A 26,964-nucleotide genomic window follows, 5' to 3' on the forward strand; every position below is an offset into this window, starting at 1 on the left:
CGGGCGCCTGGCGTCATGGGGGAGCCTCCGGCTCGTCTCCCCGGGGACGGAGCGGAGGAGAGCACGATGGACGGTGCTGAGCAGAACGATCCGCTTGCCGTGCTGTACCGGCTGCACCACCAGCTGCGGGTGCTGTCGCCGGTGCTCACTGTCGCGCCCGGACGGCCGGAAACGAACGCCATGCTCGACGGGCTCGCCGAGACGGTTTCCGAGGCGGCTGGCCTGCTCGCGACGGCGGAACCGGGCGCGCTGGCCGCGTTGCGGCAGGGGTTCGAGCATGCCCGGGCCGGGCGGGGGAATGAGGCGACGTCGGAGCTGATCACGGCGTATGGGCGGTTGTCGGTGTTGTTGCGGAAGGATGCGCCGCGGCGGGACGCGGCGGATGAGCCGACGGTGCGGTGGCGTTCGAGGTTTTGACCTGGGTGCCGCGAGGCATGCCAGGATGGCGGGCGTAAGCCGGCTGAGCCCGGGCGGTGCGGCAGCGGGAGGAACCACGTGGCCGAGCAGATCCTCGTCACCGGCGGAAGCGGACAACTGGGCCGGGTGGTCGTGGAACGGCTCCGGGCCGCGGAGGTTCCGGTGCGGGCGTTGAGCCGGCGGAGGCGGTCCGGCGAAGGGGTCCAGTGGACGGCCGGCGACCTGCGCACCGGGCGGGGGATCGACGTCGCGGTCGCTGGGGTCGGCACGGTGATTCATTGCGCGACGGACTACCGCCGGGAAGTCGAGACGGTCCGCACGCTCGTCGAAGCCGCGCGGTGGAGCGGGCAGACACCGCATCTGGTGTACGTCTCGATCGTCGGCGTCGACAAGATCCCGCTCGGCTACTACCAGGCGAAACTCGCCGCCGAGAAGCTGATCGCGGGTTCCGGGATGCCGCACACGATCCTGCGGGCGACGCAGTTCCACTCGCTGGTGCGGACGATCCTCGCCGGCGCCGCGCGGCTGCCGGTGGTGCCGGTGCCGAAGTTCCGTTTCCAGCCCGTCGACGTGCGCGACGTCGCGGCCCGGCTGCTGGAACTGGCGGAGGGCGAACCGCGGGGGCGGGTCGCGGACTTCGGCGGGCCGGAGGTGCGGACGACGGCCGATCTGGCGCGTGCCCTGCTCGCCGCGTCCGGGAAGGACAAACGGCTCGTTCCGGTGCCGGCGCCGGGCCGGGTCGCCCGGGGTTACGCGGACGGCGCGAACCTGGCGCCGGAGCACGCGGACGGCGTGGTCACCTTCGAGCAGTATCTGGCGGAGCAGGGCAAGCCGACCGCGTTCCGGTACCGCTAGGCGGCTCGGCGGCGGACGGTGCGCTCCAGGATGCCGAGGGTCGCCTTCAGGGCGGATTCGGGGACGACCGGGAAGGTCAGGCGCTCCTTCCACTCGTCGCTGAGTTCGGACCAGTCGTAGTAGGACGTGACGCGGGTGCCGTCCTCGGCGGGCTCCAGCCGGTAGCCGTAGATGTGCCGGACGTGCGGGCGGAGGCTGCCTTCGACGGTCCAGGCGATCTCCTGGTCCGGGACCAGTTTCGTGATGACGACCTCGACGTCGTACTTGCCCAGCGGCCGGTCGCCGAGCGCTTCCCGGTCCATGTGGACGACGAACCGGTCGCCGGCCTGGGTCACCGGTTCGCCTTCGGCGTCCATCAGCATCCCGGACGCGTCGATGTCGACGTGGCCCTGCGGATCGGTGAGGACCGCGAAGACGGCGCTGGCGGGGGCGGGAATGAGCCGGGAGACCTCGAGACGTTCGTTCATATCATCGACCATAGAAGAAATAATCGATGATTATGCCGGGGGTTCAGCTCTGGACGAAGAAGTGCCAGCCGACCCACCACCACGCCAGCACGAGCGCGATCCGGGTGGACCGCTTGCGCATCAGGGCGGAGAGGACGCGGGTCAGCGGCGGGATTTTCTTCGGGAACAGGTGGCTGCCCAGCCACAGCAGCAGAGCGGCGGCCATGATCGCGCCGAAGCCGATTTCGGTGATCAGCCTGCTGCTCATGCCGTCCTCCTCGCGGTGGCGGCGGCGCGCAGCATGGCCAGCCCGGCGGCGACCCAGACGCCGATCGCGAGCGCCTGGACGACGCGGTTGTCGAGCATCGGGTCGACGAGGTCGCTCATCGTGGGATGCGTGAGGGAGAGCCCGCCCGCGGCTTGTTCGTAGACGAAGGAAACGAGCTCCCAGAGACACCAGGAGATCGCCAGCGCGACCCACAGCCAGCCGCGGCGCGGGACCGGTTGCGCGGGGAGCGAGGGGTCCCGCCACTCCACGACGAGCGCGCCGATGCCGATCGCGGTGACGGCCAGGAACATCGGCACGGTGTGGCGGCCGAAGGCCAGCGCGACGAGGGCGGCGGCGACGATCAACGAGGCGCCGGGCAGGCGGGTGGCGGGGAGCAGGGCGTCGGCGGGGGTGCTGTGGCGTTCGGTGAAGAGCAGCAGGATCGCGGCGGCGAAGAAGATCACGCCGTCGGCGGGGGCGCCGCGGATCCAGTGCGCGAGGGAGGCGATGAGGAGGGCTGCGATCGGGAGATCGACGGCCAGGCGGGGTGCCGGGTAGTCCGCCGCGTGCCGTTCGGGAGAGCTCAAGCGACCCACCCCATTCCGTGCCGGTTCTGCTTGAGAGACAACGCGAAAGTGGGTCCGCGGCTTCCCGGTCGGGGGATTTTTTCGAGCGGCTGAGTCAGATCCGCCGGGCCTCCGCGCGGCTGACCGGTGGATCAGCGGGAATGTCGTGCAGGACAGTCGCGAGGATCTCCGCTCCGCGCACCACTCGAGGGCCGGGGCGGTTGAAATAGGACGGGCCGTCGAGGAGCCAGACCCGGTCGTTCCGGACTGCGGGCAGGTCGGTCCAGCCGGGCAGCGAGGCGAGGACGTCCAGCTCCGACTCGGTCCGGTCCGGGGAGAACCCGCAGGGGAGGACGAGCAGGACATCCGGACGGGCTGCGACCACGGCGTCCCACGGCATCGGTTTCGTGTGCTCGCCCGGTTCCGCGAGCAGCGGGGTGCCGCCTGCGGCCGAGATTTGTTCGGGCACCCAATGTCCGGCTGGCCAGAGCGGGTCGAGCCATTCCAGAGCGACCACCCGCGGCCGAGGAAGTCCTGCGACGCGGCGGCGGACAGTGGCTAGTCGTGAGCGGAGTTCGGCGACCCGGGCGGCGGCGACATCCGGGACGTCCAGTGCGTCGCCGAGGGTGGTCAAGCAGTCGAGGACCTCCTCCAGGGTGCGCGGTTCCAGGCTGAGCACGCGCGGTCCGGCGTCGAGCATCCGCACCGCCGCGGCGACGCGGGTGTAGGACACCGCGCAGACCTCGCACAGGTCTTGCGTGAGCACGAGGTCGGGCGCGAGGGCGGCCAACTGGCTGACGTCGACCGAGTAGAGCGACGAACCCTGGTGGGAGGCACCGACGGCGGTGGAGATTTCGCGGCTGGTCAGCGTGTCGGAGTCGAGGTCCGCGGCGGTCACCACCGGCACCGACGCGACCTCGGCGGGCCAGTCGCATTCGTGGGTGCGGCCGACGAGGTCGCTCGCCTTGCCGAGCGTGGCGACGAGGTCGGTGGCGGCGGGCAGCAGGGAGACGATCCGCATCTCCCCACGGTAGGTCAGGCGGCCTCGTGCAGCGCCGCCAGAAGCGACGACGCCCGGTGGTCGACGTCCTCGGCCTGGAGTTCGTTCGTCACGAACGAGAACGACAGACCCCGGGCCGGCCACGCGCCGTGGCGGCCGCCGCCGGCCCCGGAGTGGCCGAAAGCGGCGGGGTCGGCATCGGCGGGGCCGTAGGTGCCGATCGGGTCGGCCAGCTCGAAGCCGAGGCCGAAGCGCAGCGGGCGGTCGTTGATCGCGTCGATCCCCTCGGACCAGGTGCGGGCGGCTCGGGCGAGGACGTCGGCGGGGACGAGTCCGCCCGAGCGCAGCAGGTCGTAGAGGCGGGCCATCGCGGTCGCGGTGCCGACCGCGCCGCCCGCTGCCAGCGTCGCGCCGCGGTACTCCGGCGAGTTCATCGAGTCGCCCGAATCGAGCAGGCCGCGGTACATCCGTTCGACGATCCGGCGGCGTTCCTCATCCTGGAGGAAGGTGCTGATCCGGTACCCGGGCGCGCGCCGCAGCGTGGCGACCGGGACGGTCGGCGGGGTGCCGAGCCGCAGGTCGAGGCCGTGCGGCTCGGCGAGGAGGTCGCGGATGAGGACACCCAGGTCCGCTCCGGTGACGCGCCGGGCCAGTTCGGTGGCGAGGTAGCCGTAGGTGAGCGCGTGGTACGCGACCTTCGTCCCGGGAGTCCACAATGGACGCTGGGCGGCGAGGGCCTCGGCGTTCGCCGCGTTGTCCAGCATCGGCAGGTCCGGCTCGACGTAGGGCAGACCGACGGTGTGCGAGAGGACCTGCGAGACCGGCACGTCCTCCTTGCCTGCCGCGGCGAACTCCGGCCAGTAGCGGGCGACGCGTTCGTCCGGGTCGAGTTTCCCCTGCGCGGTCAGCATCGCCAGGACGGTCGCGACCACGCCTTTGGTGCCGCTGAACAACACGGCGCGGGTGTCCTCGGTCCACGGCACGCCGTCCGCGGCCGAGCCGCCCCACAGTTCCACCACCGGGGCGCCGTTGCGGAACACGCTGAAGGCGGCTCCGCCAGTGGCCGCCTCGATGAGGTCGCCGAATGCTTCCCGCACGCCCTCATACCCGGGTTTTACCGCACCGTTGACAGTCATTCGGCTCCTCACAGCCTCGGCGTCGTAGCGAGAAGTTCGCTGGTGTACTCGTGCGACGGCGAGTTCAGCACCGATTCGACGGTGCCTTCCTCGACGATCTCGCCGCCGCGCAGGACCGCGATCCGGTCCGCCACCTCCGGGGCGAGGGCGATGTTGTGCGTCACGAACAGCATCGCCATGCCGAGTTCCCGGCGCAGTTCGCCGAGCAGTTCGACGATGGTGGCCTGCACGGAGACGTCCAGCGCGGACGTGACCTCGTCGCACACCAGGACGTCCGGCGTGGTCACCAGCGCGCGGGCGATCGCGGCGCGCTGCCGTTCGCCGCCGCTGAGCTGGTCCGGCAATCGGTTCGCGAGGTCTTGCCGCAGGCGGACCCGGTCCAGCGTCTCGGCGACGCGTTTCCGGCGCTCGGTGCGGGAGAGGGAAGTCAAGCGCACCAACGGAACCTCGATCGACTGCGCGATCGTCTTGCGCGGGTTCAGCGACGAGAACGGGCTTTGGAAGACGTACTGGATCCGCCGCAGTTCGTCGGTGCTGCGCTGCCGGGCCGCCGGAGCCAGCGGAGTGCCTTCGAGCGCGACGGTGCCGGTGAAACCGCGATTGAGCCCGGCGATGCACTGCGACAACGTGGTTTTCCCGGAACCTGACTCGCCGAGCAGCATCACGCTTTCCCCGCGCGTCACGGCGAGGTCGATGCCGCGCAACACCTTCTGCTGCCCGTAGGACACCTGGATGTCGCGCGCGGCCAGCACCGCGTCGTCCGGCGGGGGAGCGGTGGCGGGTTCCGCATCGAGGTCGGGCACCGCAGCGAGGAGCCGCTTCGTGTACGCGTGCTTCGGCCGTCGCAACACGTCGTCAGCGACGCCGAATTCGACCAGATCTCCTTGGTACATCACGGCAACGCGGTCCGCGAGCTGCGCCACGACGGCGAGGTCGTGCGTGATGTAGAGCGCCGCGACACCGTGCTCGGACGTCAGCTGCCGGACCGTTTCCAGCACCAGCGCCTGCGTCTTAACATCCAGGCCGGTGGTGGGCTCGTCCAGCACCACGACGCTCGGGCGGCACGCGAACGCCATCGCGATGCCGACCCGCTGCTGCTGCCCGCCGGACAGTTGATGCGGGTATCGCCGCTGGTAGGCCTCGTCGGACGGCAACCCGACCTCGGCGAGCACCTCGGCCACGCGCTCCTCGACGGATCCGGCGTAGCCGTGCGTTTCCAGCACCTCGGCGATCTGCCGGCCGACGCGCAGCGCCGGGTTGAGCGACAGCGCCGGGTGCTGCGGGATGTACGCGACCGCGCTGCCCCGCAACTGGCGGCGCGCGGCGTCGTCGAGCGTCAGGACGTCGACCGGTTCGCCGTCGCGCGGGTGCAGCAGCACCTGTCCGCCGCCGGCCATCAGCCCGCGGCGGAAATGGCCGAGCGCGGCCAATCCGGCGGTCGTCTTGCCGGAGCCGGATTCCCCGACCAGCGCGAGGACCTCGCCGGGCGCGATCTCGTAGGACACCGAATGCAGCACCGGGCGGCCCGCCGTCGTGCGCACGGCCAGTCCGGTCACCTCCAGAGCGGTCGTCATGCTCGTGCCTCCCGGGTCCGCCCGGCCGCGGCCGAGGCGAGCGAGTCGGCGACGAGGTTCGTGCCGACGGCCAGCACCGCGATCGCGGCGACCGGGAGCAGCACGCCCCACGGCTGCACGACGAGCGCGATCCGGTTCTCGTTGATCATCAGGCCCCAGTCCGCGGCGGGCGGCTGGATGCCGAGCCCGAGGAACGACAGCGAGGCGATGTATCCGATCGAATACGTCAGCCGCAGCCCCAGCTCCACCATGAGCGGGCCGGTGATGTTCGGCAGGATCTCGCGCAGCAGGATCCGGCTGCGCGGCACGGCGTACATCTCGGCCGCGCGGATGTAGTCGTGGTTGCGCACCGAAACCGTGGCCTGCCGGGCGACCCGCGCGGTCCGCGGCGCGTGCGTCAACCCGATGACCAGCACCAGCAGCCAGCCCTTCGGGCCGATCACCGCGATCGCCAGCAGCGCGATGACCAGCTGCGGGAACGACAGCAGCACGTCGTTGCCGCGCATCAGCAGGCTGTCGAGCCAGCCGCCGCCGTACCCGGCGATCATGCCGAGCAGCGCGCCGAGCACGATGCCGAGCGCCGTGGCGAGGACCGCGTACAGCAGCAGGGTGGTGCCGCCCGCCAGGAAGCGGGTGAGGACGTCGCGGCCGAGACCGTCGGTGCCCATGAGACCGTCTGGTTTGAACGGCTTTCCGGCGAAGTCCGTGGTGGTGTGCCCGGTGATGACCGGCCCGAGCCATGGGCCGAGCAGCGCCACCAGAATGACGACTCCGGCCAGCACGGTGCCGACCTTGGCCTGCGGGAACGCCCAAGCGGTGCGGATCAGCCCGGCCGCGCGCGGCGGCGTCTCCGGAACGGCGGGCACCACCTGTTCTTCTTCGACCGCGGTCATCGCACTGCCTCCGTCCGGAGTTTGGGATCGGCGAGGATGCCGATCACGTCGGCCAGCAGGTTCACCACGATGTAGACGGCCGCGATCAGCAGCGTCACCGCCTGGACGACGGCGACGTCGCGTTTGCCGACCGCGTCGATCAGCGCCTGGCCGATGCCCGGATAGCGGAAGAGGAATTCGACCACCACTACGCCGCCGGCCAGCCACGCCAGCTGGATCGCGACGACCTGCGCGACCGGCCCGACCGCGTGCGGCAGCGCGTGCCGCAGCAACACCGTCCGCTCCCGCATTCCCTTGAGCCGCGCCATTTCCACGTAACCGGAATCGAGGACTTCGCTCATCGTCGCGCGCATCATCCGCGTGATGTACGGCGTCACGACGAGCACGAGCGTGAGCACCGGCAACACGAGCTGACTCGGTTGCGCCCATACCGCTTCGCCTGGTGGCGTGAGGGTGACGGAAGGCAGGACGCGGAACACTGTCGTCGCGAAGAGAACGATGAGCGCCACGCCGATCACGAACTCCGGCAGCGCGGCGATCACCAGGCTGATGCCGGACACGACCTGGTCGCTGGCGCGGCCGCGGCGCATCGCGGTCCAGGTGCCGAACGCGAGCCCGAGCGGGGTGGCGATCACCGCGGCGAGCACGAGCAGCACGAGCGAGGCCGACACCCGGTCCGCCAGCAGCGTCGTGACCGGGCCCTGGGTCGAGGTCGACGTGCCGAGGTCGCCGGTGAACAGGCCGCCCAGCCACGAGAGATAGCGCTGCCAGACCGGTTCGTCGAGGTGCAGCTGGTGCTGCAGCGCGGCGATCCGCTCCGGAGTCGCCTGCTGGCCGAGGATGGCCCGCGCCGGGTCGCCCGGCAGCAGCAGCGTCGCGACGAACACGAGCAGGGTGACCAGCCACAGCACCACGAGGCTCACGAGCAGCCGTTTGAGGATCAGCCGGGTCATGCCGCGCCTCCTTCCGCCGTGCCGAGCCAGACCTGGCGGAACTGGTAGCCCGACAGCGAGATCCCGGTCCGGTCCGGCACGAATCCGGCCACGTAGGACTGGTAGGCGTCGACCTGGTCGACGAACCCCCAGACGATCAGCCCGCCGCGTTCGTACTCGATCCGCTGCGCCCGGTGCAGCAGCTCCGTGCGTGCCTTCGGGTCCACCGTGGCGCTCGCCCGCGTGACGAGATCGGTGAATTCCGGGTCGTTCCAGTGGGTTTCGTTGTACGGCGCTTTCGGCAGTGCGCCGGACGCGACCTGCGGCAGGTAGTTGCGCGTGTACCAGAAGTCCTGCGCGAAATCCCAGGAGAGGTAGTTCTCGCCGTAGAACGTGGTGGTGTCGATCTTCCGGATCCGCACGTTCACGCCGGCCGCCTTGGCCTGCTGCTGGAAGACCTGCGCGGCCTCGACCGCACCGGCCTGGATCGGCGCGGTGACCAGTTCGATGTCGAGATTCGGCTTCCCCGCCTCGGCGAGCAGCCGTTTCGCCTCTGCGATGTTCTGCTTGCGCTGCGGCAGCTGCCGGTTGTACGCCGGGTCGAAGGGCGCGTACAGGTCGTTGCCGACCCGGCCCTGCCCGCTGAGCACCTGGTTGATCATCTGCTCGCGGTCGACCACCAGGCGCAGCGCCTGGCGCACCCGGACGTCGTCGAACGGCGGCCGGTCGACGCGCATGGTGAACGGCAGCCAGGTCCCGGTTTCCGAGCGCAGCACCTGGATCCGCGGATCGCTGCGGAGCACGTCCACGAGCGCGACCGGGACCTGGTCGATCGCGTCCACCTGGGACGAGAGGAGGGCATTGATCCGGGCGTCGTCGTCGGCGAAGTTGATGAGCGACAGCCGGTCCAGGTACGGCTGGCCCGGCCGCCAGTAGTGCTCGTTGCGCACGAAGGTGCTCTGCAGCCCGGCGGTGAACGTGTCGGCCTTGAACGGGCCGGTGCCGATCGGGCGCTTGACGTCGAAATCGGCTGGGACGATGCCGAGGCTGTACTGGCCGAGCAGGTCGTCGAAGCCGGAATTCGGGGACGTGAGGCGGAATTCGACGGTCCGGTCGCCGGTGGCGGCGACCTCGCCGAGCATGGTCAGCCCGGCCGCGCCGCTCTTCGGGTCCTTCGGGTCGGTGATCCGGCGGAAGGTCGCGACGACGTCGGCCGGGGTCACCGGGCGGCCGTCGTGGAAGCGGATGCCCGACCGCAGCACGGCGGTCCAGGTGCGCGCGTCCGGCGAGGGCTTCAGCGATTCGGCGACCAGCATCTGGAGCCGGTAGTCGTGATCGCGCAGCAGGAGCGGTTCGTAGAGGTTGAGCACCCGGGCGATGTCCGGGTTCGTGGCGGGGATGTGCGGGTCGAGGGTGTCCGACGCGCCTCCGCCGGTGACTCCGACGCGGAGGGTGCCGCCTCGTTTCGGCGGTCCGGAGGGCACGGCCGCGGCGACGGTGGAGCCGCAGGCGGCCAGCAGGGGTGCGGCGCCGGCGAGCGCGGCGCCGGCGAGCGCGGTCGTGAGGAATCGGCGGCGGGAAACGTTGGTCGGTTTACATCGGGCTTCCATGGGTGACTTTCGAGCGGGTGCCGTGCGCGGCGACGCCGGTTCTCATCGGCGTCGCCGCGCACGACACGGTGGGGGAGGGGATCAGGCGATGGCGCGTCCCGCGTAGTCCGGGACCGGGGCGAGATGCGTGTCGAGCGCGGTGGCGATTTCGGCGGGGAACGGCGTCGCGCGGCCCCCGGAAACGTGCAGGCACAACAGCTCTTCGGTCGCGACGAGTTCGCCGCCGACCCGCATCTCGTGGCACAGCCGCACCTTTTTCGCGCCGACTGACAGCACGGAGGTGCTCACCTCGAGTTCGGCGTCCGCGCCGACTTCGCGCAGGTACCGGACGTGCGCCTCCACGGTGTACAGCGACGCCCGGGTTCTCTCGCGGTAGCCGGGGCCGAGGCCGACGATGTCCATCAGCGCGGTGGTCGCGTCGCCGAAGACGAGCACGTAGTAGGGCTCGGAGAGGTGGCCGTTGTAGTCGATCCACTCTGGACGGACCCGGTCGCGGTACTCAGCCACGACGGGCCTGCCCCACCGCGCGCTGGATCGCGATGACCGCCCGGTCGCGTTCGGCGATCAGGTCGGCGATGGTCCGCCCGTCCGCCTCGTCGTCGCAACCGGCGACCACGGCGTCGCGCAGGTCCTTGGTGAGTTCGGGCGCTTCGAGCCGGGTCCACGGCGACTTGAGCGACGGTCCGAAGTGGTCCAGCATGTGCGCCATGCCGCCTTCGCCGCCGGCCAGGTGGAACGTCAGCATCGGGCCCTGGATCGGCCAGCGCAGGCCCGGTCCGTCGGTGATCGCGAGGTCGATCTGCTCGACCGTCGCCTCGCCGTTCGCGACCATGTGCAGGGCTTCGCGCCACAGCGCTTCCTGGAGCCGGTTCGCGATGAAGCCGGGCACCTCGCGGTCCATCGTGATCACGGACTTGCCGACGCGCCGGTAGAACGCGGCGGCCTGCTCGACCGCCCACGGCGCGCTGAGCTTCCCGCCCGCGACCTCGACCAGCGGGATCAAATACGGCGGGTTGAACGGATGCCCGACCACCAGCCGTTCCGGCGTCTTCGCGGCGACCTGCATTTCGGTCATGCCGTAGCCGGAGGTGGAGGAAGCGATCACGACGTCCGGCGCGGTGACCGCGTCGATGTCGGCGAGCAGTTTCTGCTTCAGCGCCAAGTCTTCCGGTGCGCTTTCCTGCACGAAGCCCACGCCGTCGACGGCTTCTGCGAGCGTGGCGGTGACGGTGAGGCGGTCACGGCTCGCGCCCGGCTTGAGGCCCAGTTCAGTGAGCGCGGGCCAGGCGGCGTTGACGAGCCGTTCGAGCTTCTCGGCGGCGTCGGGCGCGGGGTCCCAGGCCCGGACGTCGAAGCCCTGGGCGAGGAAATGCGCGACCCAGCCGCCGCCGATGACCCCGGCTCCGATGCAGGCGACAGTGTCCACAGTGGTCTCAGCGGTCTCAGGCATGCACGCGCTCCTTCAGCCCCAGGATTTCGCGCGCCCGGTCCGGGGTGGCGATGTCCGCGCCGAGCTTCTGCACGATGTCCACCGCGCGTTCGACGAGCTGCCCGTTGGTCGCCTTGACGCCGCGCGCCAGGTAGAGGTTGTCCTCCAGCCCGACCCGGACGTGCCCGCCCAGCAGCACCGACTGCGCGACCCACGGCATCTGGTCGCGGCCGATGGCGAACGACGCCCACTGCGCACCCTCCGGCAGCAGGTGCACCATCGCCTGCAGCAGCCCGGGATCCGGCGGCGCGCCGTACGGGATGCCCATGCAGAGCTGGAACAGCGGCGGCGGGTCGATCAGGCCTTCTTCGACCATTTTCGTGGCGAACCACAGGTTTCCGGTGTCGAAGATCTCCAGTTCGGGCTTCACGCCCAGCTCCTGGATGCGCTTCGCGCCGGTGCGCAGCATGTCCGGAGTGGACACGTAAAGCTGGTTGCCCTCGCCGAAGTTCAGCGAACCGCAGTCGAGCGTGCAGATGTCCGGCAGCAGTTCCTCGACGTGCGGGAGCCGGTCGTGCGCGTTGACCAGGTCGGTGCCGTCGACCGGCTTGAGCGGGTCCTCGGCGTCGATGACCAGGTCGCCGCCCATGCCCGCGGTGAGGTTGACGACGACGTCCACTCCGGACTCTTTGACCAGCCGCACCGCCTCGCGATACAGCGCGACATCCCGCGACGGCGCGCCGGTTTCGGGTTCGCGCACGTGGATGTGCACCACGGCCGCGCCGGCGTTGGCGGCCTCGATGGCGCTCTCGGCGATCTGCGCCGGGCTGACCGGGACGTGCGGGCTCCGGCGGGTGGTGTCCCCCGCGCCGGTGAGCGCGCAGGTGACGATGACCTCGTGGTTCATCAGGCTCCTTGGACGATCGAGCGGTCGATGAAGTCGTTCAGGTGCGCGCGCATCGCGCCCACCGTGCTGCCGGGACGCCCGGTCAGCACCTGGATGCCGAGGCCGTCGATCAGCGCGGTGAGCTGGGCGGTGGCGGCCTCGGGGTCGGCCAGGCGGAACACGCCCTGCTCCTGGCCGGTGCGGATGGTCATGAGAATGGTCTGGTACCAGCGGTCGTAGGAATCGGTGTAGAGCGAACGCAGCCGCGGGTCGAGCGCGACCTCGTTCCAGACCTGCAGCCACACCGACCATTCGGCGCGCAGCAGGCCTTCGGTCGGCAGCTGCAGTTCGACGAGCTTGAGCAGCCGGTCGTGCGCGCCGGGCACGGCGTGCAGCTCGGCGACCTGGCGGTCGAAGGCGAGCTTTACGTTGCGCCGCAAAGCTTCGTCGAGGACTTCGGTTTTGGTGGGGAAGTGGTAGTGGATGGCGGCGGTGCTGGTGCCGCATGCCTGCGCGATGTCGGCGATGCGGACGCGGTGGTAGCCGCGTTCGGCGATGAGCTGCCAGGCGGTCTCCAGGATTCGCCGTCTTGGTTCGGAGTGTGCTGGGTCGTCGGGCTCGCTCGCTGTTCCCGCCGCCGGGGCCGGGACGGCGGTGACGGTTTTGGCGTCGTCGCTGCCGTTGAGCAGCCAGTTCACCGTGACGCCGGAGTATTCGGCGACGCGGACCAGCTCGTGGGGGGAGAAGCGGCGGGTGCCGTTGAGGGCTTTGGAGAGCTTGGTCTGGTCCAGGCCGATGGCGGCGGCGAATTCGCGCTGGGGGACGGGCATGGACTGGATCAGCTGGCGGACCCGTTCTCTCAGCTGGTCTGTTTCGTCCATGGGCCGTGACGGTAATGGGGGGTTGCGAAAATCGCAACTCTTCGGGGGTTGTTGGTGTAACGGGGGTTGGATCTTGTTGTGGGGCAAGGAGTTGCGATTTTGGGTTGACTGGTGGATCAGTTGGTGTCTGTTCGGCTCGTCGCCTGGCGGCGACATTGCCTGTCTTGGTTGCGTGGGGCACCCCGAAGCTTGATTGTGCTGACGGGCGGTGGGTGCTTGTCAAGGCGGGAAAGATGCCTTGACAAGCACCCACCGCCCGCAGGGAGGCTTCGTATCGGGGTGCGGGGGAGGGGCTGGGTGCCTCGATCGTTGGGTGCATCGGTGCGGTTGTGGTGGGGGTGGGGCTTGCGCCCCAATGTGGCATTGGGTGCATCCTGCGCACCCAATGGGGATTTTTCATCTTGTTGGTGCTGGTTAGGTGGGGTTGACGGGGCTGGTTGTGGTTGTGCTGTAACGGAGTTGCGGGGCGGGCGTGGGCCGGGCGGGAACGCGGCGGAGCCCCCGGATGTTGATCAAGTCGTGACTCGAGAAAAAACGTCCGGGGGCTCCGCTCTCACTGTCTCACAGCAGGTTCTGGCCTCGTATCGCAGCGTGTTGCCGGTGTCGCCGCCCACGATCGCGATGCTGGCCGGGTTGATCGGCCGCCGCCGCCGGGCGATCGGGTCGCGGTGGCGCAAGGCGTCCCCGGCCGAGCAGGCGGTGCTGGTGCTGGCGATGCTGCGCCACGACCAGCGGCTGCTGGACCTGTCCCGCGCCAACGCGGTGTCGGCCGCCACGCTGCGCCGCTGGCTGCTGGAGGCCATCGACCTGCTCGCGGCCCGGGCGCCGCGGCTGGGGCGGGTGCTGCGGCGGCTGGCCGCCCGCGGCGCGGCGGTGGTGCTGGCCGACGGGACCCTGATCCGCACCCGCCGCCGCACCGGCACAGACAATCGCCGCAACTACAGCGGCAAGCACAAACACCACGGCCTCAACGTCCAAGGCCTCACCGACGAACACGGACGGCTGCTGTGGGTCTCGGCCGTGCTGCCGGGCAGGACCGCCGACATCACCGCCGCCCGCCGCCACCGGCTGCGCGACCGCCTCCACGCCCACGGCCTGACCCCCGCCGCGGACAAGGGCTACCAGGGCTGGCACAAAGACGTCCGCGACACCCGCCACTGCCCGGACTGCGGCGGCCCCTGCGCGCAGATCGTGCTCACCCCGTTCAAAGCCGAAACCAACCGGCCGCTCACCGAGCCGCAGAAACAGGCCAACAGCGTGTTCAACGCGATGCGCTGCGCGGTCGAGGGCGGCTTCGCCGCCCTCAAAACCTGGCGCGTCCTCGACAAACTCCGCATCGCACCACGCCACGCCACCACCCTCGTCCGCGCCCTGCTCGTCCTCACCCAGCACGAACAAGCCGTCCGCGACACCGCCCAGCCCACCCCGGCCTGACAACTACCACACCCCGTCAACCCGCCATGAACAGCACAAACCAGGATGAAAAATCCCCAATGTGGCGTTCGGTGCGTCTGACGCACCCAATGCCGCATTGGGGGCGCCGCGCCCGGGGAGGGGGTCCAGTCGGCGGGACGGCGGCGTCTTCTCGTGGCGGATGATAGGAATGGCCGGTGACCCAACCGAACTTGATCGACGCCGCCGCGGACGAGGCTGTCACGCTTACCAGCGAGCTGATCCGCATCGACACCACCAATACCGGCGACCCCGAAACCCTCGTGGGCGAGCGGGTCGCGGCTGAGTACGTCGCGGAGAAGCTGACTGACGCCGGGTACGAGATCACCTACGTCGAGTCTGGCGGCAAGGACCGGCACAACGTCATCGTGCGGCTGCCGGGGGCCGACCCCGGCCGCGGGGCGTTGCTGATTCACGGGCACCTCGACGTCGTCCCCGCGGACCCGGCCGAGTGGTCGGTGCATCCGTTCTCCGGTGCGGTCCAGGACGGGTACGTGTGGGGGCGCGGCGCGGTCGACATGAAGGACATGGTCGGCATGACGCTGGCCCTCGCGCGGCACTACAAGATCAACAATATCGTTCCTCCTCGCGACCTCGTGTTCCTGTTCGTCGCGGACGAGGAAGCGGGCGGCAAGTACGGGGCGCAGTGGCTGGTGGAGAACCGGCCCGAGCTGTTCGAGGGCGTCACCGAGGCGATCAGCGAGGTTGGCGGGTTCTCGATCACGTTGAAGGACAACGTCCGCGCGTACGTGATCGAGACGGCCGAGAAGGGCATCCGCTGGATGAAGCTGCGCGTGCGCGGCACGGCGGGCCACGGGTCGATGATTCATCGCGACAACGCGGTCACCAAGTTGTCCGAAGCCGTCGCGAAGCTGGGGCAGCACCAGTTTCCGTTGGTGCTGACCGATTCCGTGCGCGAATTCCTCGCCGGGGTCACCGAGATCACCGGCTGGGACTTTCCCGAGGACGACCTCGAGGGCGCGGTCGCCAAGCTCGGCAACATCTCCCGGATGATCGGCGCGACCCTGCGCGACACCGCGAACCCGACGATGCTCACCGCGGGCTACAAGTCGAACGTGATCCCTTCGGTGGCCGAGGCGGCGGTCGACTGCCGCATCCTGCCGGGGCGGCTCGAGGCGTTCGACCGGGAGCTGGACGAGCTGCTCGGGCCGGATATCGAGAAGGAGTGGATGGAGCTGCCGCCGGTCGAGACGACGTTCGACGGCGCGCTCGTCGACGCCATGACCGCCGCGGTGCTCGCCGAGGACCCGGGCGCGCGCACTCTGCCGTACATGCTCTCCGGCGGCACCGACGCGAAGTCCTTCCAGCAGCTCGGCATCCGCAACTTCGGCTTCGCGCCGCTGAAACTGCCCGCCGACCTGGACTTCTCCGGGCTCTTCCACGGCGTGGACGAACGCGTCCCGGTCGACGCGCTGAAGTTCGGCGTCCGCGTGCTGGACCGGTTCCTCCGCTCCTCCTGATGTCCGGGTTCCGGCTCGCCGACGGCACGCCCCTGCACCTCGTGCGCAGGGGCGATCCGGCGGCGGCCGTGACCGTCGTGCTGCTGCACGGCTACGCGCTCGACCAGCGCAGCTGGGGCCGGATCGCCCCGGTGCTGCCGGACGCGGTCGAGCATCCGCTCGCGGTGGTCAGCTACGACCACCGCGGGCACGGCGAATCCGGCCGGGCCGCGCGCGGCACCGCGACGATGGGCCAGCTCGCCGACGACCTCGCCGAGGTGATCGAGCAAGCCGTCCCGCACGGGCGCGTCGTGCTCGTCGGCCACGACATGGGCGGGCTCGCGGTCATGTCGCTGACCCAGCGGCATCCGGAGCTGTTCGCCGAGCGTGCCGGCGGACTGGTGCTGCTGTCGACGTCGTCCGGGCGGCTGGCCACCGAGGCGTCGGCTGCCTGGCCCAACGCGCTCGGCAAGCTCGCGCAGGACCTCGAAATGGTGCTGGGCGCGAAGCTGTACGGCGTGTTCCGCGAGCACACCAGCCGCGCGGTGAGCGCGGGGCTGCGCTGGTGGCTGTTCGGCGACGATCCCGACCCGGACCTGGTCGAGCTGACCGTGAAGATGATTCGCGGCAACTGGCCGCACACTGTCGCGCAGTTCCGGCCCGCGCTCGACGCCTACGCGCGCGAAGCCGCGTTGTCGCTGGCTGGCGACCTGCCGGTGACGGCGATCGTGGGGGAGCGGGACCGGATCGTCGCGCCCGCCGACGTCGAGCAGTTCGTGCGCGGGCTGGCTCAGGGGTACGCCGTGGTGCTGCCCGGTGTCGGGCACGTCGTGCCGCTGGAGGCCGCGGCGCAGGTGGTGCCGCGGATCGCCTCGGTGGTGCACGAGGTCTACCGACAACAAAACCTGTCTTGACAATCTGAGTATTCAGCCGCGACGATGGGCGCATGTTTCCCGTTGCGGTGATCGAGGACGCGGCCGCGGCCGAAGTGTCGCTGGACCCGGTCCGGGCCCGGCTGCTCGCCGAACTGGCGCAGCCCGCCTCGGCGACGATGCTGGCCGCCCGCGTCGACCTGCCGAGGCAGAAGGTCAACTACCACCTGCGCGCGCTGGAAAAGCACGGCCTCGTGGAGCTGGTCGAGGAGCGGCGCAAGGGCAACGTCACGGAACGGATGATGCGGGCGACCGCGGCGTCGTACGTGATCTCGCCGTCCGCGCTCGCGGCCGTGCAGCCCGATCCGGCGCAGTCTCCGGACCGGCTCTCCGCGCGCTGGCTGCTGGCGGTCGCCGGACGGCTCGTGCGCGACGTCGGGATCCTGATCACCGGTGCGGCGAAAGCGAAGAAACGCGTCGCCACCTTCGCGCTCGACGGCGAGGTCCGGTTCGCTTCGGCGGCCGACCGGGCGGCGTTCGCGGAGGAGCTGGCGACGGCGGTGACCACGCTGGTCGGGAAGTACCACGACGAGAAAGCCGAGAACGGCCGCGCGCACCGGGTGGTCCTGGCGGTGCACCCGAGCGTGCCGATGGGGGAGGAAAACGGGCATGGGTAAGGAATTCCGGGAGATCGACGTCGCCGAGGTCCCGGCCGAGCCGGAACAGGTCTGGGCGGCGATCGCGACCGGGCCGGGCATCGACTCGTGGTTCATGGGCCGCAACGAGGTCGAAGGCGGGGTAGGCGGCGCGGTACGCGGGGCATTCGCGGCCTACGAACCGACGCACGCGATCACCGCCTGGGATCCGCCGAATCGGCTGGCCTACGGCGGCGAGCCGGATCCGGACGGACGCCGGATCGCTTACGAATTCCTCGTCGAGGGCCGCGAGGGCGGCAGTTCGGTGATCCGTTGTGTCACCAGCGGCTTCCTGCCCGGCGACGACTGGGCCGACGAGTTCGAGGCCATGCAGGCGGGCGGCGCGCTGTTCTTCCGCAACCTGGTGGAATTCGTGCAGCACTTCCCGGGCCGGACGGCGAAACCGGTCACCGCGTTCGGGACGAGGGCCGTCGCGGACTGGCCTGCATTGTGGGCTGCGCTGGCGAGGGAAGTGGGCGTCGCGCAGCTGACTGTCGGCGCGAAAGTCCGGCTGGCCGGTTCGGACGGCGTGGTGTACGCGGTGAACGAGCAGACCGTCGGGATTCGTACTGCAGAGGGGCTTTTCTGCTTCATGCAAGGCTTCCGCGGACCACTGGTGGCGACGCACCACATCGTCGCGCCGGACGTCGACGTGGCGGCGGAGGAAGCCAAGTGGACGGAGTGGATGGCCGCGCTCGGCTGAGCCTTGTCGAAAACCGGGGCGGCCCGTTCGTCATCCGGTCGAGAGCGTTTTCCGACCAGGAGGAGAAACCGTGCAGTACGCGATGCTGATCTGCGGCGACGACCGCGAATGGGCCGCCTTGTCCCCGGCGGACGAGGAAGACCAGATGAAGCAGATCTACGCGTGGTTCGAGCGCTGGCAGCCGTCCGGCAAGGTCGGGAACGGCGTCGAACTGCAGCCGCGGGAGACGGCGAGGACGGTCCGGGCCGGGGCGAACGGGAAACCGGTGGTCACCGACGGGCCGTACGTGGAGCTGAAGGAGATCGTCGGTTCGGTGATTTTGCTGGAGTGTGCCGACATCGACGAGGCGGTCGAGGTCGCGGCGAGCTGGCCGCTGGGACCGGGCGTGAGCGCGGTGGAGGTCCGGCCGGTGATGAGCCGAGAAGAAGAGTGAGCCTCACTCGCCCGCGTAGCTGCTGAAGGTCCAGACCTGGCCTTCGGGATCGGCGCACGAGTACTCGCGCACCCCGGCCGGGGAATCGTGCACCGGGTTGAGGATTCGCGCGCCGGCGGCCTCGGCCCGGGCCTGGTGGTCGTCGAGCGTGCTGTCCGGCACCCAGACGCACAACGCGTGGCTGGTGCCGCCCAGCGCGAGCGGGCTGTGCATGCCGTACTGGCCGCCCTCGTGGTCCCGGCTGAGGAAGATCAGGCTCGCGCCCGCGCGGACCTGGGCGTGCTCGACGCCGTTCCCTGCCTCGACCACGAAATGCGACTCGAATCCGAAGGCCTCGACGAGAAATTCGATCGCGGCTTTCGGATCGGCGTAGGTGAGGTTGGGGTACACGGTCTGCAGCGGAGTGTCGACCATGTGCGTCAGACTAGCCTGCCAAATCGGCTGCGCGCCGCGCCATCAGCTCGCGCTCGGCCGGGTTCGAGGCCAGTTCCAGCGCCCGCTTCGCCGAGGTCAGCGCCTCGTCCGGCCGGTCGAGCGCGGCGAGCAGATCGGCCCGGGCAGCGTGCCACAGGTGGTAGCCAGACAGCTGGTCTTCGAGCGCGTCGACCTCGTCGAGCGCCGGAGCCGGGCCGGCGGGGTATCGCGTGGCCACCGCCCGGTTCAGCAAAACGACGGGCGACGGGTCCAGTGTGTAAAGCCGGTCGTACATCGCGCGGACGCCCACCCAGTCGGTCTCCGCGAAACTCCTTGCGACAGCGTGCATCGCGGCGATGCCAGCCCGGGTTTGATAAGGCCCGGGCTGGCCAAGCCGCACCGCCTCGCGCAACCGCAGCACCGCGCGCTGAATCGCCGGACCGTCCCACAGTCGTCGATCCTGCTGTTCCAGCACCACAATCCGCCCCCGTGCGTCGAACCGCGCCGCGACGGGCGCGTGCTGCAACTCCAGCAACGCGGCCAGCCCGGCGACTTCCGGTTCGCGAGGCAGCGACTCGGCGAGCTGCCGGGCCAGTTCGACGCCCTCGCGCGCCAATTCCTGCCGCTGCGCCGAATCTCCGCTGGAGAGATAACCCTCGTTGAACACCAAATAGACCACCGCGAGGACGGCGGGCAGCCGGTCGGCGTACTCGTGCGGCTGCGGCGGTTCGAATCCGATGCCGCGTTCCCGCAACAGTCGTTTGGCTCGCGAAAGCCGTTGCGCCATCGTCGGCACCGGCACCAGGAACGCGGCGGCGATCTCGGCGGTGGTCAGCCCGCCCGCGGCGTACAGCGTCAGCGCGACCTGGGCCGGTTCCGGCAAATCCGGGTGGCAGCAAGCGAAAATCATCGCCAGCCGGTCGTCGGTGCCCGGCTCCGGAGGCGGTTCCGCCGCTGCCCGGACGGCCTTCTCCTGGCCGACCGCGTCCCGGCGAAGCCGGTCGATCGCCTTGCGCCACCCGGTCGTGACGAGCCATCCGGTGGGACTGGACGGCACTCCTTCGCCGGGCCAGCGCTTGAGTGCCTCGGCGATCGCATCCGACAGCGCTTCCTCAGCGCGATCGAAGTCGCCGAGCCGACGGCTGAGCGCACCCAGCATGCTGGCGGCGTCGGTGCGCCAGAGGCGCTCGGTCAGCTCGGCGACGTCGTTCACGAGGGTTCAGGCGCGGACATACCGCAGCAGGGCGACGCCGCTCTCGAAGGTCCGGCTGTCCGCCATCCGGTAGCTGTCCACGGAGAACCCGGCGTCGAACAGCGGTGCGCCGGAGCCGATGACCACCGGGTACAGCTTCAGGTGCAACTCGTCCACTTCGTCGCGCAGCGCTCCGGCCAGCGCGCCTCCGCCGACGAGCCAGATGTCCTTGCCGTCTTCCTTCTTCAGCTCGCGGATCTTCTCCGCCGGATCAGTGTTGACCACCTGCACAGCTGGGCCGGGCGCCTCGGTCATGGTGCGGGAGAAGACGTAGTGCCGCAGATGCGTGTACGCGTCCGGAACGCCGAGGTCGACGCCCATCTGGTAGGAAACCCGGCCTTCGACCACCGTGTCGAAATGCCGGTGCGGGACGTCCTCGATGCCGAGCACGGACCGGAGGTGCGTCGGCACCATTTCCGGATACTCGCGCAGCAGCGGCTCGGCGTGGTCGCCCTCGAACTGGAATACCGAGCCGGTCGGGTCCTCCCGGGTCGGAGCCGCGATGAAGCCGTCGAGGGTGGACGCGACCAGATAGACCAACTTGCGCATAACGGACAGTCAAGCAGGTCAGGTCGCGAGCCCCGTCGAGTGGTCGGCCGCCGTGCGCTTGCGCCGCAACCAGATGCGGCGCGTCCCGTCGGCGTACAGCCGGACCGTGCGCAGTTCCCAGCCCGCGAACTCCGCGTGGATGGAGAGCTGGATCATCGCCGCGCGCCGGGACACCGCCGGGGGGAGGCGCAGGCGGCGATACTCCCAATCCCCTTCGACCACCGCCTCGTCGACTGTCGTCATGGCTGGATCACCTGGGTCCCTTCTCCGGCGGCCGAGCCGACGAACACGCGGCCGCTCTGGTCGTCGACGCCCACCGTGTCCGGCTGGCGCACGGTCGGGAATCGGTACTTCTCGACAGGCTCTCCGCCGCGGACGTCGTAGCCGACGACCTCGTTGCGGGCGGTCAGGGTGACCCACGCCAGGCTGCGCTTCGCGTCGTAGGCGAGGCCGTACGCGCCACCGGGCACCGGGTAGCGCTGGCGGAGGATCAGCGGGTTGGTCGAGAACGCGAGCAGCGCGCCCGCGCGGGCGTCGGTGACCAGGACGCGGCCGTAGGAGTCGGCGACCGCGTTGGCGGCGCCGTCGCCCGCGCGCAGGCCCTCGTCCATGGTTCCGGCCTGCACGTCCACGCTGAACACGGCAGTGCGCAGCCGGTCGAGGACGACGACGCCGTTGCCGGTGTTGACCACGTCGTCGGCGCTGTAGAGCTGACCGGTGATGGTCTTCGCGACCGAGCCGTTCGCCAGCACCTCGACGGCCTTGCGGTCGCGGACCGCGACGAGCGTGTCCGGCCCGTCGGCGACCCCGGCGGCCGGCTGCCCGGCGACCTTTTCGGCGGTCACTTGCCCGCTCGGCAGCGCGACGCGGGCGAGCACGCCCTTGCCCGGGATCCCGGCGAGCGCCTGGCCCCCGGACACGCTGAGCGATTCCGCCGGACCGGGCAGCGCGACGGTCTTCTTCGGCGCACCGAGCGAGGCGAGATCGTAAAGCCGCAGCTCAGCGGGCTGTTTGAGGGCGACGACGAGGGTGTGGCTCTGCTGGTCGGCCGCGATCGCGGACACCACCGGCATCGGCAGCACCTGCCCGGCGGGCGGCACCGCGCGGGCGGGGGAGGCGGCGGGTTTCGCGGCCGTCGGATTGGCCACGACCTGCAGATTGTCCTTCGGCTGCTCCGAGGACGAGCAGGCGGACAGCGCGAGCGCACCGGCCAGCGGGATCGCGATCCGCGACGCGGCGGTGAGCCGACGCACCTTGAAACCTCCACCAAAGCTCCGGCGAACGGGTCCCTCCAGCATCCTCCAGGAACGCCGACGCGTCACGCCCGTGTCACCGACCCGACACCTGCGGCTCACCGGGTGCCTCGTTCCGGATAGCCGAATTCGATGTCGCTGACGTCGTCCAGCGCACTGCGGATCGCAGGCGGGAGCGTGAGCTCTTCGGCGGCGAGCGACCCGGTGAGCTGGCCGGTGTCGCGCGCGCCGACGACCGGCGCGGCCACCCCGGGCCGGTCCCGGACCCAGGCCAGCGCCACCGCGAGCGGCGACGTGCCGAGGCCTTCGGCGGCGGTCACGACCGCCTGCACGATCCGCGCGGCCCGTTCGGTGCGGTGGTGTTCGACGTATCCGGCGTACTCGGCGGACGCGCCGCGCGAGTCGGCGGGCGTTCCGGTGCGGTACTTCCCGGTGAGGACGCCGCGGCCGAGCGGGGCCCACGGCAGGACGCCGATCCCGTGGTGCGTCGCGGCCGGGACGACTTCGCGTTCGATGCCGCGTTCCAGCAGCGAGTACTCGAACTGCCCGGACACGAGCGGCACCGCGGCGAGCGAGGCGGCGGTGGCGAGCTGCCAGCCCGCGTAGTTGGAGACGCCGACGTAGCGGACCTTGCCGCTCGTCACCGCGTAGTCGAGCGCGGAGAGCGTTTCCTCGATCGGCACGCAGGAATCCCACGCGTGCAGCTGCCACAGGTCGATGTGGTCGGTGCGCAGCCGTTGCAGCGACCCTTCGAGCGCGGACAGCAGCGCGCCGCGCGAAGCGCCGCCGCCGAACGGGCCGTCGGTACGGCGGGCGACAGTCTTCGTGGCCAGCACGACGTCCTCGCGCGGCACCAGGTCCGACAGCAGTTCGCCGAGCATCCGCTCGGCCTCGCCGCCGGCGTAGAGGTCGGCGGTGTCCACGAGCGTGCCGCCCGCGTCCACGAACGCGACCAGCTGGCTGGCCGCCTCGTCCGGATCGGTGTCGCCGCCCCACGTCATGGTGCCGAGGGCCATCCGCGATATCCGCAGTCCCGACCGGCCGAGCTGTCGCTTTTCCACGACCGCCGAGCCTAGTGGGCGCGCCCGCCGCGACCCGGGCAAGGTGACCCCGTGTCGGACCGGCGCCCTCGGGGTGGTCCTCAGGAACCACCCGATAGGTTCCCGACCGTGCGAATCGGACTGCGCCCCGTGCGGGCGGGCGAACCGGCGGGAGCGGCCTGATGGGATGGTTCGAGGCCCTGGTCCTGGGGCTGGTGCAGGGGCTCACCGAGTTCCTGCCGATCTCCTCGAGCGCGCACGTGCGGATCGTCGCCGCGCTGGCGGGCTGGGGCGATCCGGGCGCGGCGTTCACCGCGGTCACCCAGATCGGCACCGAGCTCGCGGTGATCCTCTACTTCGGGCCCAAGATCGGCCGGATCCTGCGCGCCTGGTTCTTCTCGCTCTACCGCCCGGACTGGCGGCGCGACCCGGACGCGCGGCTGGGCTGGCTGATCATCGTCGGGTCGCTGCCGATCGTCGTGCTCGGCCTGCTCCTGCAGGACGAGATCGACCGGGCGTTCCGCGACCTGCGGATCACCGCGACGACGCTCATCGTGTTCGGCCTGATCCTGCTGTTCGCCGACCGGACCGCGAAGCAGCAGCGGACGCTGGACCACCTGAACGTGCCGCACGGCCTGGCGTACGGCTTCGCGCAGGCGCTCGCGCTGATCCCGGGCGTCTCGCGCTCGGGCGGCACGACGAGCGCCGGCCTGCTGATGGGCTACACCCGCTCGGAAGCCGCGGAGTACTCGTTCCTGCTCGCGGTGCCCGCGGTGTTCGGTTCGGGGCTGTACAAGCTGACCGACATCGGCAAGAACGGCGAGAACGCGCAGTGGGGGCCGACGATCCTGGCCACGCTGGTCGCCTTCGGCATCGGCTACCTGGTGATCGCGTGGCTGATGGCCTACATCAAGAAGCGCAGCTTCGTGCCCTTCGTGATCTACCGCGTCGTGCTCGGCGTGGTGCTGTTCGGGCTGGTCTTCGGCGGCGTGCTCGACCCGAACGCGGGACCCGCGGGCGGCTGAACCGGCGGATCACCGGTTAGGGTGGCGTCGTGAGTACGGTCATCTTGCTGCGGCACGGGAAGTCCACGGCCAACGGCTCGGGCGTCCTCGCCGGGCGCACGCCGAAGGTCGGGCTGGACGACACCGGCCGGGCACAGGCCGACGCCCTCGTCGAGCGTTTCGCCGGGGTGCCGGTCGCCGAACTGGTCGTGTCGCCGATGCTGCGCTGCAAGCAGACCGTCGCGCCGCTGGCCGCCGCGCAGGGGCTGACGAAGGTCGTGGAGCCGCGGCTGTCCGAAGTGGACTACGGCGAGTGGACCGGCCGGGAACTCAAGAACCTGGTGAAGGAACCGTTGTGGCGCGTGGTGCAGGCGCACCCGTCGGCGGCGGTGTTCCCGGGCGGGGAGGGGCTCGCCGAGATGCAGGCGCGCGCGGTGGCCGCGATCCGCGCGCACGACGCCCGGATCACCGCCGAGCACGGCGATCACGCGGTGTGGGTCGTGTGCAGCCACGGCGACGTGATCAAGTCGATCCTGGCCGACGCGCTCGGCCAGCACCTCGACGCGTTCCAGCGGATCGTCGTGGACCCGGCCGCGGTGTCGGTCGTGCGCTACACCGAAACGCGGCCGTTCGTGCTCCGGGTGAACGAGCACGGCGGAGACCTGGCCGGGATCGTGCCGCCGCCGCCGAAGAAGAAGCGCGGCCGCGGCAAGAAGGCTTCGAGCGACGCCGTCGTGGGCGGAAGCACGGGCCGCTGACGATCGACAGTCCTTCCGTCGGATGCCGGACCCCGTAGGGTGGGCGGCACCACGTGGAGAACCCTGTGGAGAACCAGGAGCGCAAACCCGAATGATTTCCCCGGACAACCCGTTCGCCGTCCCCAGCGACCTGCCCTACGAGCTGCCGCCGTTCGACCGGATCGCCGACGAGCACTACCGGCCCGCCTTCGAAGCCGGGCTCGCCGAGCACGCCGCCGACGTGGAGCGGATCGCCGACGACCCGGCCGAGCCGACCTTCGAGAACACGATCGCGGCGCTGGAGCGAGCGGGTGCGCTGCTGACCCGGGTGTCCGGCACGTTCTTCAACATCTCGAGCTCGAACGCGACCGAAGAGGTCCAGGAGATCCAGGCCGAGCTGGCTCCGAAGCTGGCCGCGCACGAGGACGCGATCCACCTGAACCCGCGGCTGTTCGCCCGCATCGACGCGCTGTACCAGAAGCGTGCGGAGCTGGGCTTGAACGCGGAGGAGCTGCGGCTGCTGGAGCGCCGGTACACCGACTTCAGCCGCGCGGGCGCCGGGCTGCCCGAGGAGGACCAGGCGAAGCTGCGCGCGCTGAACGAGCAGCTTTCGACGCTGCAGACCCGTTTTTCGCAGAACCTGCTGCGGGACACCAATGATCTCGCGGTCGTGCTCGACGACGCCGCGGAGCTGGCCGGGCTCGGCGAAAGCGCGATCGCGGCGGCGGCGCAGACTGCGGCCGAGCGCGGTCTCGAGGGCAAGTACGTGCTGACCCTGACGCTGCCCACCGCGCAGGCGGCCGTGGCGTCGCTGGAAAACCGCGCGGTGCGGGAGCGCGTCTTCACCGCTTCGGTGTCGCGGGGCAACCGCGGCAACGAGTACGACAACAACGCCATCGTCGAGGAGATCACCCGGCTGCGGGCCGAGCGGGCCGCGCTGCTGGGCTACCCGAACCACGCGGCGTACGTGATCGCGGACGAGACGGCCAAGACTGTCGAGGCGGCGGGCGGGCTGCTGGAGCGGCTCGCGCCGGTGGCGGTCGCGAACGCGCGCACCGAAGCCGCGGAACTGCAGAAGCTGCTGGAAGCCGACGTGCCGGGCGCGACGCTGCAGCCGTGGGACTGGGCGTTCTACGCGTCGAAGGTGGAGCGCGAGCGGTTCCAGCTGGACACCGCGGCGCTGCGGCCGTACTTCGAGCTGGACCGGGTGCTGCACGACGGCGTGTTCGTGGCCGCGAACCGGTTGTACGGCTTGACTTTCACCGAGCGGAACGACCTGCCGAAGTACCACCCGCAGGTGCGGATCTTCGAGGTCTTCGACGCCGACGGCAGCGGGCTCGGCCTGTTCCTGATGGACTACTACACCCGCGACTCCAAGCGCGGCGGCGCGTGGATGAACAACTTCGTGGACCAGTCGCGGCTGCTCGGGCGGCGCACGGTCGTGGTCAACGTGCTGAACGTGACCAAGCCGCGCGAGGGGGAGCCGACCCTGCTCTCGCTCGACGAGGTGCGCACCGCGTTCCACGAGTTCGGGCACGCGCTGCACTCGCTGCTGTCCGGCGTCGAGTTCCCGACGTTCACCGGCACCAACGTGCCGCGCGACTTCGTCGAGTACCCGTCGCAGGTCAACGAGATGTGGATGCTGTGGCCGGAAATCCTGGCCAACTACGCCAAGCACCACGAGACGGGGGAGCCGCTGCCCGCCGGGCAGGTCGAGCTGCTGGAGGCCGCGCAGCAGTACGGCGAAGGCTTCCGCACGACCGAGTACCTCGCCGCGGCGCTGCTCGACCTCGCGTGGCACAAGCTCGGCCCGGACGACCGGGTGGAGGACGTGCAGCGGTTCGAGGCCGCGGCGCTGGAAAAGGCGGGCGTGGCACTGGAAAGCGTCCCGCCGCGCTACCGGACGACGTACTTCAACCACGTCTTCTCGGGCGGCTACAGCGCCGGGTACTACTCCTACATCTGGAGCGAGGTGCTCGACGCGGACACCGTCGAGTGGTTCACCGAGAACGGCGGCCTCAAGCGGGAGAACGGCGACCACTTCCGGTCGACCCTGCTGGGCCTCGGCGGCAGCGTCGACCCGATGGAGGCCTTCGCGACCTTCCGCGGCCGCGCACCGGAGATCGAGCCGCTGCTGAAGCGCCGGGGGCTGGCGGGCGCGTAAGCACGGTAACTGTATAACGACCTATACGGCTGCCCTCTCTTGA

General features: G+C 70.5%; 30 protein-coding genes. 11 read left to right on the top strand and 19 right to left on the bottom strand.

Features of this window, described 5'->3' with window-relative positions; translation table 11 throughout:
* Positions 1-66: 66 nt before the first annotated feature.
* Positions 67-417, top strand: a complete 351-nt coding sequence (locus DMP23_RS15970) for a hypothetical protein (protein WP_238606003.1) — start codon at positions 67-69, stop codon at positions 415-417.
* 78 nt (positions 418-495) lie between these two features.
* A complete protein-coding gene (locus DMP23_RS15975) occupies positions 496-1,272 on the top strand; it encodes an SDR family oxidoreductase (RefSeq protein WP_337821518.1) in 777 nt (258 codons plus the stop codon).
* Here the strand turns inward: DMP23_RS15975 and DMP23_RS15980 are convergent.
* From DMP23_RS15980 to DMP23_RS16040, 13 genes are all read right to left on the bottom strand, one after another.
* Positions 1,269-1,739: an SRPBCC family protein gene (locus DMP23_RS15980; RefSeq protein ID WP_337821519.1), complete on the bottom strand. Its 471-nt coding sequence runs from the start codon at positions 1,737-1,739 to the stop codon at positions 1,269-1,271. The two genes, DMP23_RS15975 and DMP23_RS15980, sit on opposite strands and share 4 nt — an antisense overlap.
* Before the next feature lie 43 nt (positions 1,740-1,782).
* Entirely contained in the window at positions 1,783-1,986 is a 204-nt protein-coding gene (locus DMP23_RS15985) for a DUF6186 family protein (RefSeq protein WP_337821520.1), read from the bottom strand.
* Positions 1,983-2,573 carry a hypothetical protein gene (locus tag DMP23_RS15990; RefSeq protein ID WP_337821521.1) on the bottom strand — a complete coding sequence of 197 codons (591 nt, stop codon included), beginning with the start codon at positions 2,571-2,573 and terminating at the stop codon, positions 1,983-1,985. Before DMP23_RS15990 ends, DMP23_RS15985 begins: the two co-directional genes overlap by 4 nt.
* Before the next feature lie 94 nt (positions 2,574-2,667).
* Positions 2,668-3,573, bottom strand: coding sequence for a cobalamin-binding protein (locus DMP23_RS15995; RefSeq protein ID WP_337821522.1), 906 nt, complete (start codon positions 3,571-3,573; stop codon positions 2,668-2,670).
* 14 nt (positions 3,574-3,587) lie between these two features.
* Positions 3,588-4,688: a serine hydrolase domain-containing protein gene (locus DMP23_RS16000; protein ID WP_337821523.1), complete on the bottom strand. Its 1,101-nt coding sequence runs from the start codon at positions 4,686-4,688 to the stop codon at positions 3,588-3,590.
* Between the two features lie 8 nt (positions 4,689-4,696).
* Positions 4,697-6,262, bottom strand: a complete 1,566-nt coding sequence (locus DMP23_RS16005; protein ID WP_337821524.1) for an ABC transporter ATP-binding protein — start codon at positions 6,260-6,262, stop codon at positions 4,697-4,699.
* Entirely contained in the window at positions 6,259-7,155 is an 897-nt protein-coding gene (locus tag DMP23_RS16010; RefSeq protein WP_134661523.1) for an ABC transporter permease, read from the bottom strand. Before DMP23_RS16010 ends, DMP23_RS16005 begins: the two co-directional genes overlap by 4 nt.
* Entirely contained in the window at positions 7,152-8,108 is a 957-nt protein-coding gene (locus tag DMP23_RS16015) for an ABC transporter permease (RefSeq protein WP_037805897.1), read from the bottom strand. Before DMP23_RS16015 ends, DMP23_RS16010 begins: the two co-directional genes overlap by 4 nt.
* Complete coding sequence (locus DMP23_RS16020) at positions 8,105-9,697, bottom strand: ABC transporter substrate-binding protein (protein WP_337821525.1); 1,593 nt, start codon at positions 9,695-9,697, stop codon at positions 8,105-8,107. The genes DMP23_RS16015 and DMP23_RS16020 overlap by 4 nt, the downstream gene beginning before the upstream one ends.
* 81 nt (positions 9,698-9,778) lie before the next feature.
* Positions 9,779-10,204, bottom strand: coding sequence for a thioesterase family protein (locus DMP23_RS16025; protein WP_337821526.1), 426 nt, complete (start codon positions 10,202-10,204; stop codon positions 9,779-9,781).
* Complete coding sequence (locus DMP23_RS16030; protein WP_337821527.1) at positions 10,197-11,147, bottom strand: 3-hydroxyacyl-CoA dehydrogenase NAD-binding domain-containing protein; 951 nt, start codon at positions 11,145-11,147, stop codon at positions 10,197-10,199. Before DMP23_RS16030 ends, DMP23_RS16025 begins: the two co-directional genes overlap by 8 nt.
* Positions 11,140-12,033, bottom strand: coding sequence for a 3-keto-5-aminohexanoate cleavage protein (locus DMP23_RS16035; protein ID WP_043833189.1), 894 nt, complete (start codon positions 12,031-12,033; stop codon positions 11,140-11,142). Before DMP23_RS16035 ends, DMP23_RS16030 begins: the two co-directional genes overlap by 8 nt.
* Positions 12,033-12,893: a TetR/AcrR family transcriptional regulator gene (locus DMP23_RS16040; RefSeq protein WP_037805905.1), complete on the bottom strand. Its 861-nt coding sequence runs from the start codon at positions 12,891-12,893 to the stop codon at positions 12,033-12,035. The genes DMP23_RS16035 and DMP23_RS16040 overlap by 1 nt, the downstream gene beginning before the upstream one ends.
* Before the next feature lie 600 nt (positions 12,894-13,493).
* Here DMP23_RS16040 and DMP23_RS16045 point away from each other — a divergent pair.
* From DMP23_RS16045 to DMP23_RS16070, 6 genes are all read left to right on the top strand, one after another.
* Positions 13,494-14,327, top strand: coding sequence for a transposase family protein (locus DMP23_RS16045; protein ID WP_337820148.1), 834 nt, complete (start codon positions 13,494-13,496; stop codon positions 14,325-14,327).
* A 176-nt stretch (positions 14,328-14,503) separates the two neighbouring features.
* Positions 14,504-15,826: a M20/M25/M40 family metallo-hydrolase gene (locus tag DMP23_RS16050; RefSeq protein WP_238606011.1), complete on the top strand. Its 1,323-nt coding sequence runs from the start codon at positions 14,504-14,506 to the stop codon at positions 15,824-15,826.
* A complete protein-coding gene (locus DMP23_RS16055) occupies positions 15,826-16,719 on the top strand; it encodes an alpha/beta fold hydrolase (protein ID WP_037805908.1) in 894 nt (297 codons plus the stop codon). Before DMP23_RS16050 ends, DMP23_RS16055 begins: the two co-directional genes overlap by 1 nt.
* A gap of 32 nt (positions 16,720-16,751) precedes the next feature.
* On the top strand, positions 16,752-17,354 hold the full coding sequence (locus tag DMP23_RS16060; RefSeq protein WP_037805909.1) for an ArsR/SmtB family transcription factor: 603 nt from the start codon (positions 16,752-16,754) through the stop codon (positions 17,352-17,354).
* Complete coding sequence (locus DMP23_RS16065; protein WP_337821528.1) at positions 17,347-18,075, top strand: SRPBCC family protein; 729 nt, start codon at positions 17,347-17,349, stop codon at positions 18,073-18,075. The genes DMP23_RS16060 and DMP23_RS16065 overlap by 8 nt, the downstream gene beginning before the upstream one ends.
* A gap of 70 nt (positions 18,076-18,145) precedes the next feature.
* Complete coding sequence (locus DMP23_RS16070; protein WP_337821529.1) at positions 18,146-18,508, top strand: YciI family protein; 363 nt, start codon at positions 18,146-18,148, stop codon at positions 18,506-18,508.
* Between the two features lie 3 nt (positions 18,509-18,511).
* On the opposite strand, the gene DMP23_RS16075 is transcribed toward DMP23_RS16070, so the two are convergent.
* The 6 genes from DMP23_RS16075 to DMP23_RS16100 form a co-directional block, all read right to left on the bottom strand.
* Entirely contained in the window at positions 18,512-18,922 is a 411-nt protein-coding gene (locus tag DMP23_RS16075; RefSeq protein ID WP_337821530.1) for a VOC family protein, read from the bottom strand.
* 10 nt (positions 18,923-18,932) lie between these two features.
* On the bottom strand, positions 18,933-20,135 hold the full coding sequence (locus DMP23_RS16080) for an RNA polymerase sigma factor (RefSeq protein WP_337821531.1): 1,203 nt from the start codon (positions 20,133-20,135) through the stop codon (positions 18,933-18,935).
* A 6-nt stretch (positions 20,136-20,141) separates the two neighbouring features.
* A complete protein-coding gene (locus DMP23_RS16085; RefSeq protein WP_238606017.1) occupies positions 20,142-20,723 on the bottom strand; it encodes a dihydrofolate reductase family protein in 582 nt (193 codons plus the stop codon).
* Positions 20,724-20,741: 18 nt separating this feature from the next.
* Positions 20,742-20,966, bottom strand: coding sequence for a DUF5703 family protein (locus DMP23_RS16090; RefSeq protein ID WP_009078687.1), 225 nt, complete (start codon positions 20,964-20,966; stop codon positions 20,742-20,744).
* Entirely contained in the window at positions 20,963-21,976 is a 1,014-nt protein-coding gene (locus tag DMP23_RS16095; RefSeq protein ID WP_037805920.1) for a hypothetical protein, read from the bottom strand. Before DMP23_RS16095 ends, DMP23_RS16090 begins: the two co-directional genes overlap by 4 nt.
* A 98-nt stretch (positions 21,977-22,074) precedes the next feature.
* Positions 22,075-23,037: an aldo/keto reductase gene (locus DMP23_RS16100; RefSeq protein ID WP_037805921.1), complete on the bottom strand. Its 963-nt coding sequence runs from the start codon at positions 23,035-23,037 to the stop codon at positions 22,075-22,077.
* Positions 23,038-23,198: 161 nt separating this feature from the next.
* On the opposite strand from DMP23_RS16100, the gene DMP23_RS16105 reads away from it, so the two are divergent.
* The 3 genes from DMP23_RS16105 (at position 23,199) to DMP23_RS16115 (ending at position 26,921) form a co-directional block, all read left to right on the top strand.
* Complete coding sequence (locus DMP23_RS16105; protein WP_337821532.1) at positions 23,199-24,041, top strand: undecaprenyl-diphosphate phosphatase; 843 nt, start codon at positions 23,199-23,201, stop codon at positions 24,039-24,041.
* 29 nt (positions 24,042-24,070) lie between these two features.
* Complete coding sequence (locus DMP23_RS16110) at positions 24,071-24,778, top strand: histidine phosphatase family protein (protein WP_037805922.1); 708 nt, start codon at positions 24,071-24,073, stop codon at positions 24,776-24,778.
* Between the two features lie 91 nt (positions 24,779-24,869).
* Positions 24,870-26,921 carry a M3 family metallopeptidase gene (locus DMP23_RS16115; protein ID WP_043833210.1) on the top strand — a complete coding sequence of 684 codons (2,052 nt, stop codon included), beginning with the start codon at positions 24,870-24,872 and terminating at the stop codon, positions 26,919-26,921.
* Positions 26,922-26,964: the final 43 nt, after the last annotated feature.

The sequence above is a fragment of the Amycolatopsis sp. A1MSW2902 genome (genome assembly GCF_017312175.1).
GTDB lineage: Bacteria > Actinomycetota > Actinomycetes > Mycobacteriales > Pseudonocardiaceae > Amycolatopsis > Amycolatopsis nivea.

Coding starts and splice junctions, on each gene's coding strand:
- DMP23_RS16015 (WP_037805897.1), bottom strand. CDS start 8,108: ATGACCCGGCTGATCCTCAAACGGCTGCTCGTGAGCCTCGTGGTGCTG.
- DMP23_RS15980 (WP_337821519.1), bottom strand. CDS start 1,739: ATGAACGAACGTCTCGAGGTCTCCCGGCTCATTCCCGCCCCCGCCAGC.
- DMP23_RS16005 (WP_337821524.1), bottom strand. CDS start 6,262: ATGACGACCGCTCTGGAGGTGACCGGACTGGCCGTGCGCACGACGGCG.
- DMP23_RS16060 (WP_037805909.1), top strand. CDS start 16,752: ATGTTTCCCGTTGCGGTGATCGAGGACGCGGCCGCGGCCGAAGTGTCG.
- DMP23_RS16020 (WP_337821525.1), bottom strand. CDS start 9,697: ATGGAAGCCCGATGTAAACCGACCAACGTTTCCCGCCGCCGATTCCTC.
- DMP23_RS15970 (WP_238606003.1), top strand. CDS start 67: ATGGACGGTGCTGAGCAGAACGATCCGCTTGCCGTGCTGTACCGGCTG.
- DMP23_RS16055 (WP_037805908.1), top strand. CDS start 15,826: ATGTCCGGGTTCCGGCTCGCCGACGGCACGCCCCTGCACCTCGTGCGC.
- DMP23_RS16010 (WP_134661523.1), bottom strand. CDS start 7,155: ATGACCGCGGTCGAAGAAGAACAGGTGGTGCCCGCCGTTCCGGAGACG.
- DMP23_RS16115 (WP_043833210.1), top strand. CDS start 24,870: ATGATTTCCCCGGACAACCCGTTCGCCGTCCCCAGCGACCTGCCCTAC.
- DMP23_RS16030 (WP_337821527.1), bottom strand. CDS start 11,147: ATGCCTGAGACCGCTGAGACCACTGTGGACACTGTCGCCTGCATCGGA.
- DMP23_RS16065 (WP_337821528.1), top strand. CDS start 17,347: ATGGGTAAGGAATTCCGGGAGATCGACGTCGCCGAGGTCCCGGCCGAG.
- DMP23_RS16075 (WP_337821530.1), bottom strand. CDS start 18,922: ATGGTCGACACTCCGCTGCAGACCGTGTACCCCAACCTCACCTACGCC.
- DMP23_RS16085 (WP_238606017.1), bottom strand. CDS start 20,723: ATGCGCAAGTTGGTCTATCTGGTCGCGTCCACCCTCGACGGCTTCATC.
- DMP23_RS15995 (WP_337821522.1), bottom strand. CDS start 3,573: ATGCGGATCGTCTCCCTGCTGCCCGCCGCCACCGACCTCGTCGCCACG.
- DMP23_RS16040 (WP_037805905.1), bottom strand. CDS start 12,893: ATGGACGAAACAGACCAGCTGAGAGAACGGGTCCGCCAGCTGATCCAG.
- DMP23_RS16000 (WP_337821523.1), bottom strand. CDS start 4,688: ATGACTGTCAACGGTGCGGTAAAACCCGGGTATGAGGGCGTGCGGGAA.
- DMP23_RS15985 (WP_337821520.1), bottom strand. CDS start 1,986: ATGAGCAGCAGGCTGATCACCGAAATCGGCTTCGGCGCGATCATGGCC.
- DMP23_RS16105 (WP_337821532.1), top strand. CDS start 23,199: ATGGGATGGTTCGAGGCCCTGGTCCTGGGGCTGGTGCAGGGGCTCACC.
- DMP23_RS16090 (WP_009078687.1), bottom strand. CDS start 20,966: ATGACGACAGTCGACGAGGCGGTGGTCGAAGGGGATTGGGAGTATCGC.
- DMP23_RS16035 (WP_043833189.1), bottom strand. CDS start 12,033: ATGAACCACGAGGTCATCGTCACCTGCGCGCTCACCGGCGCGGGGGAC.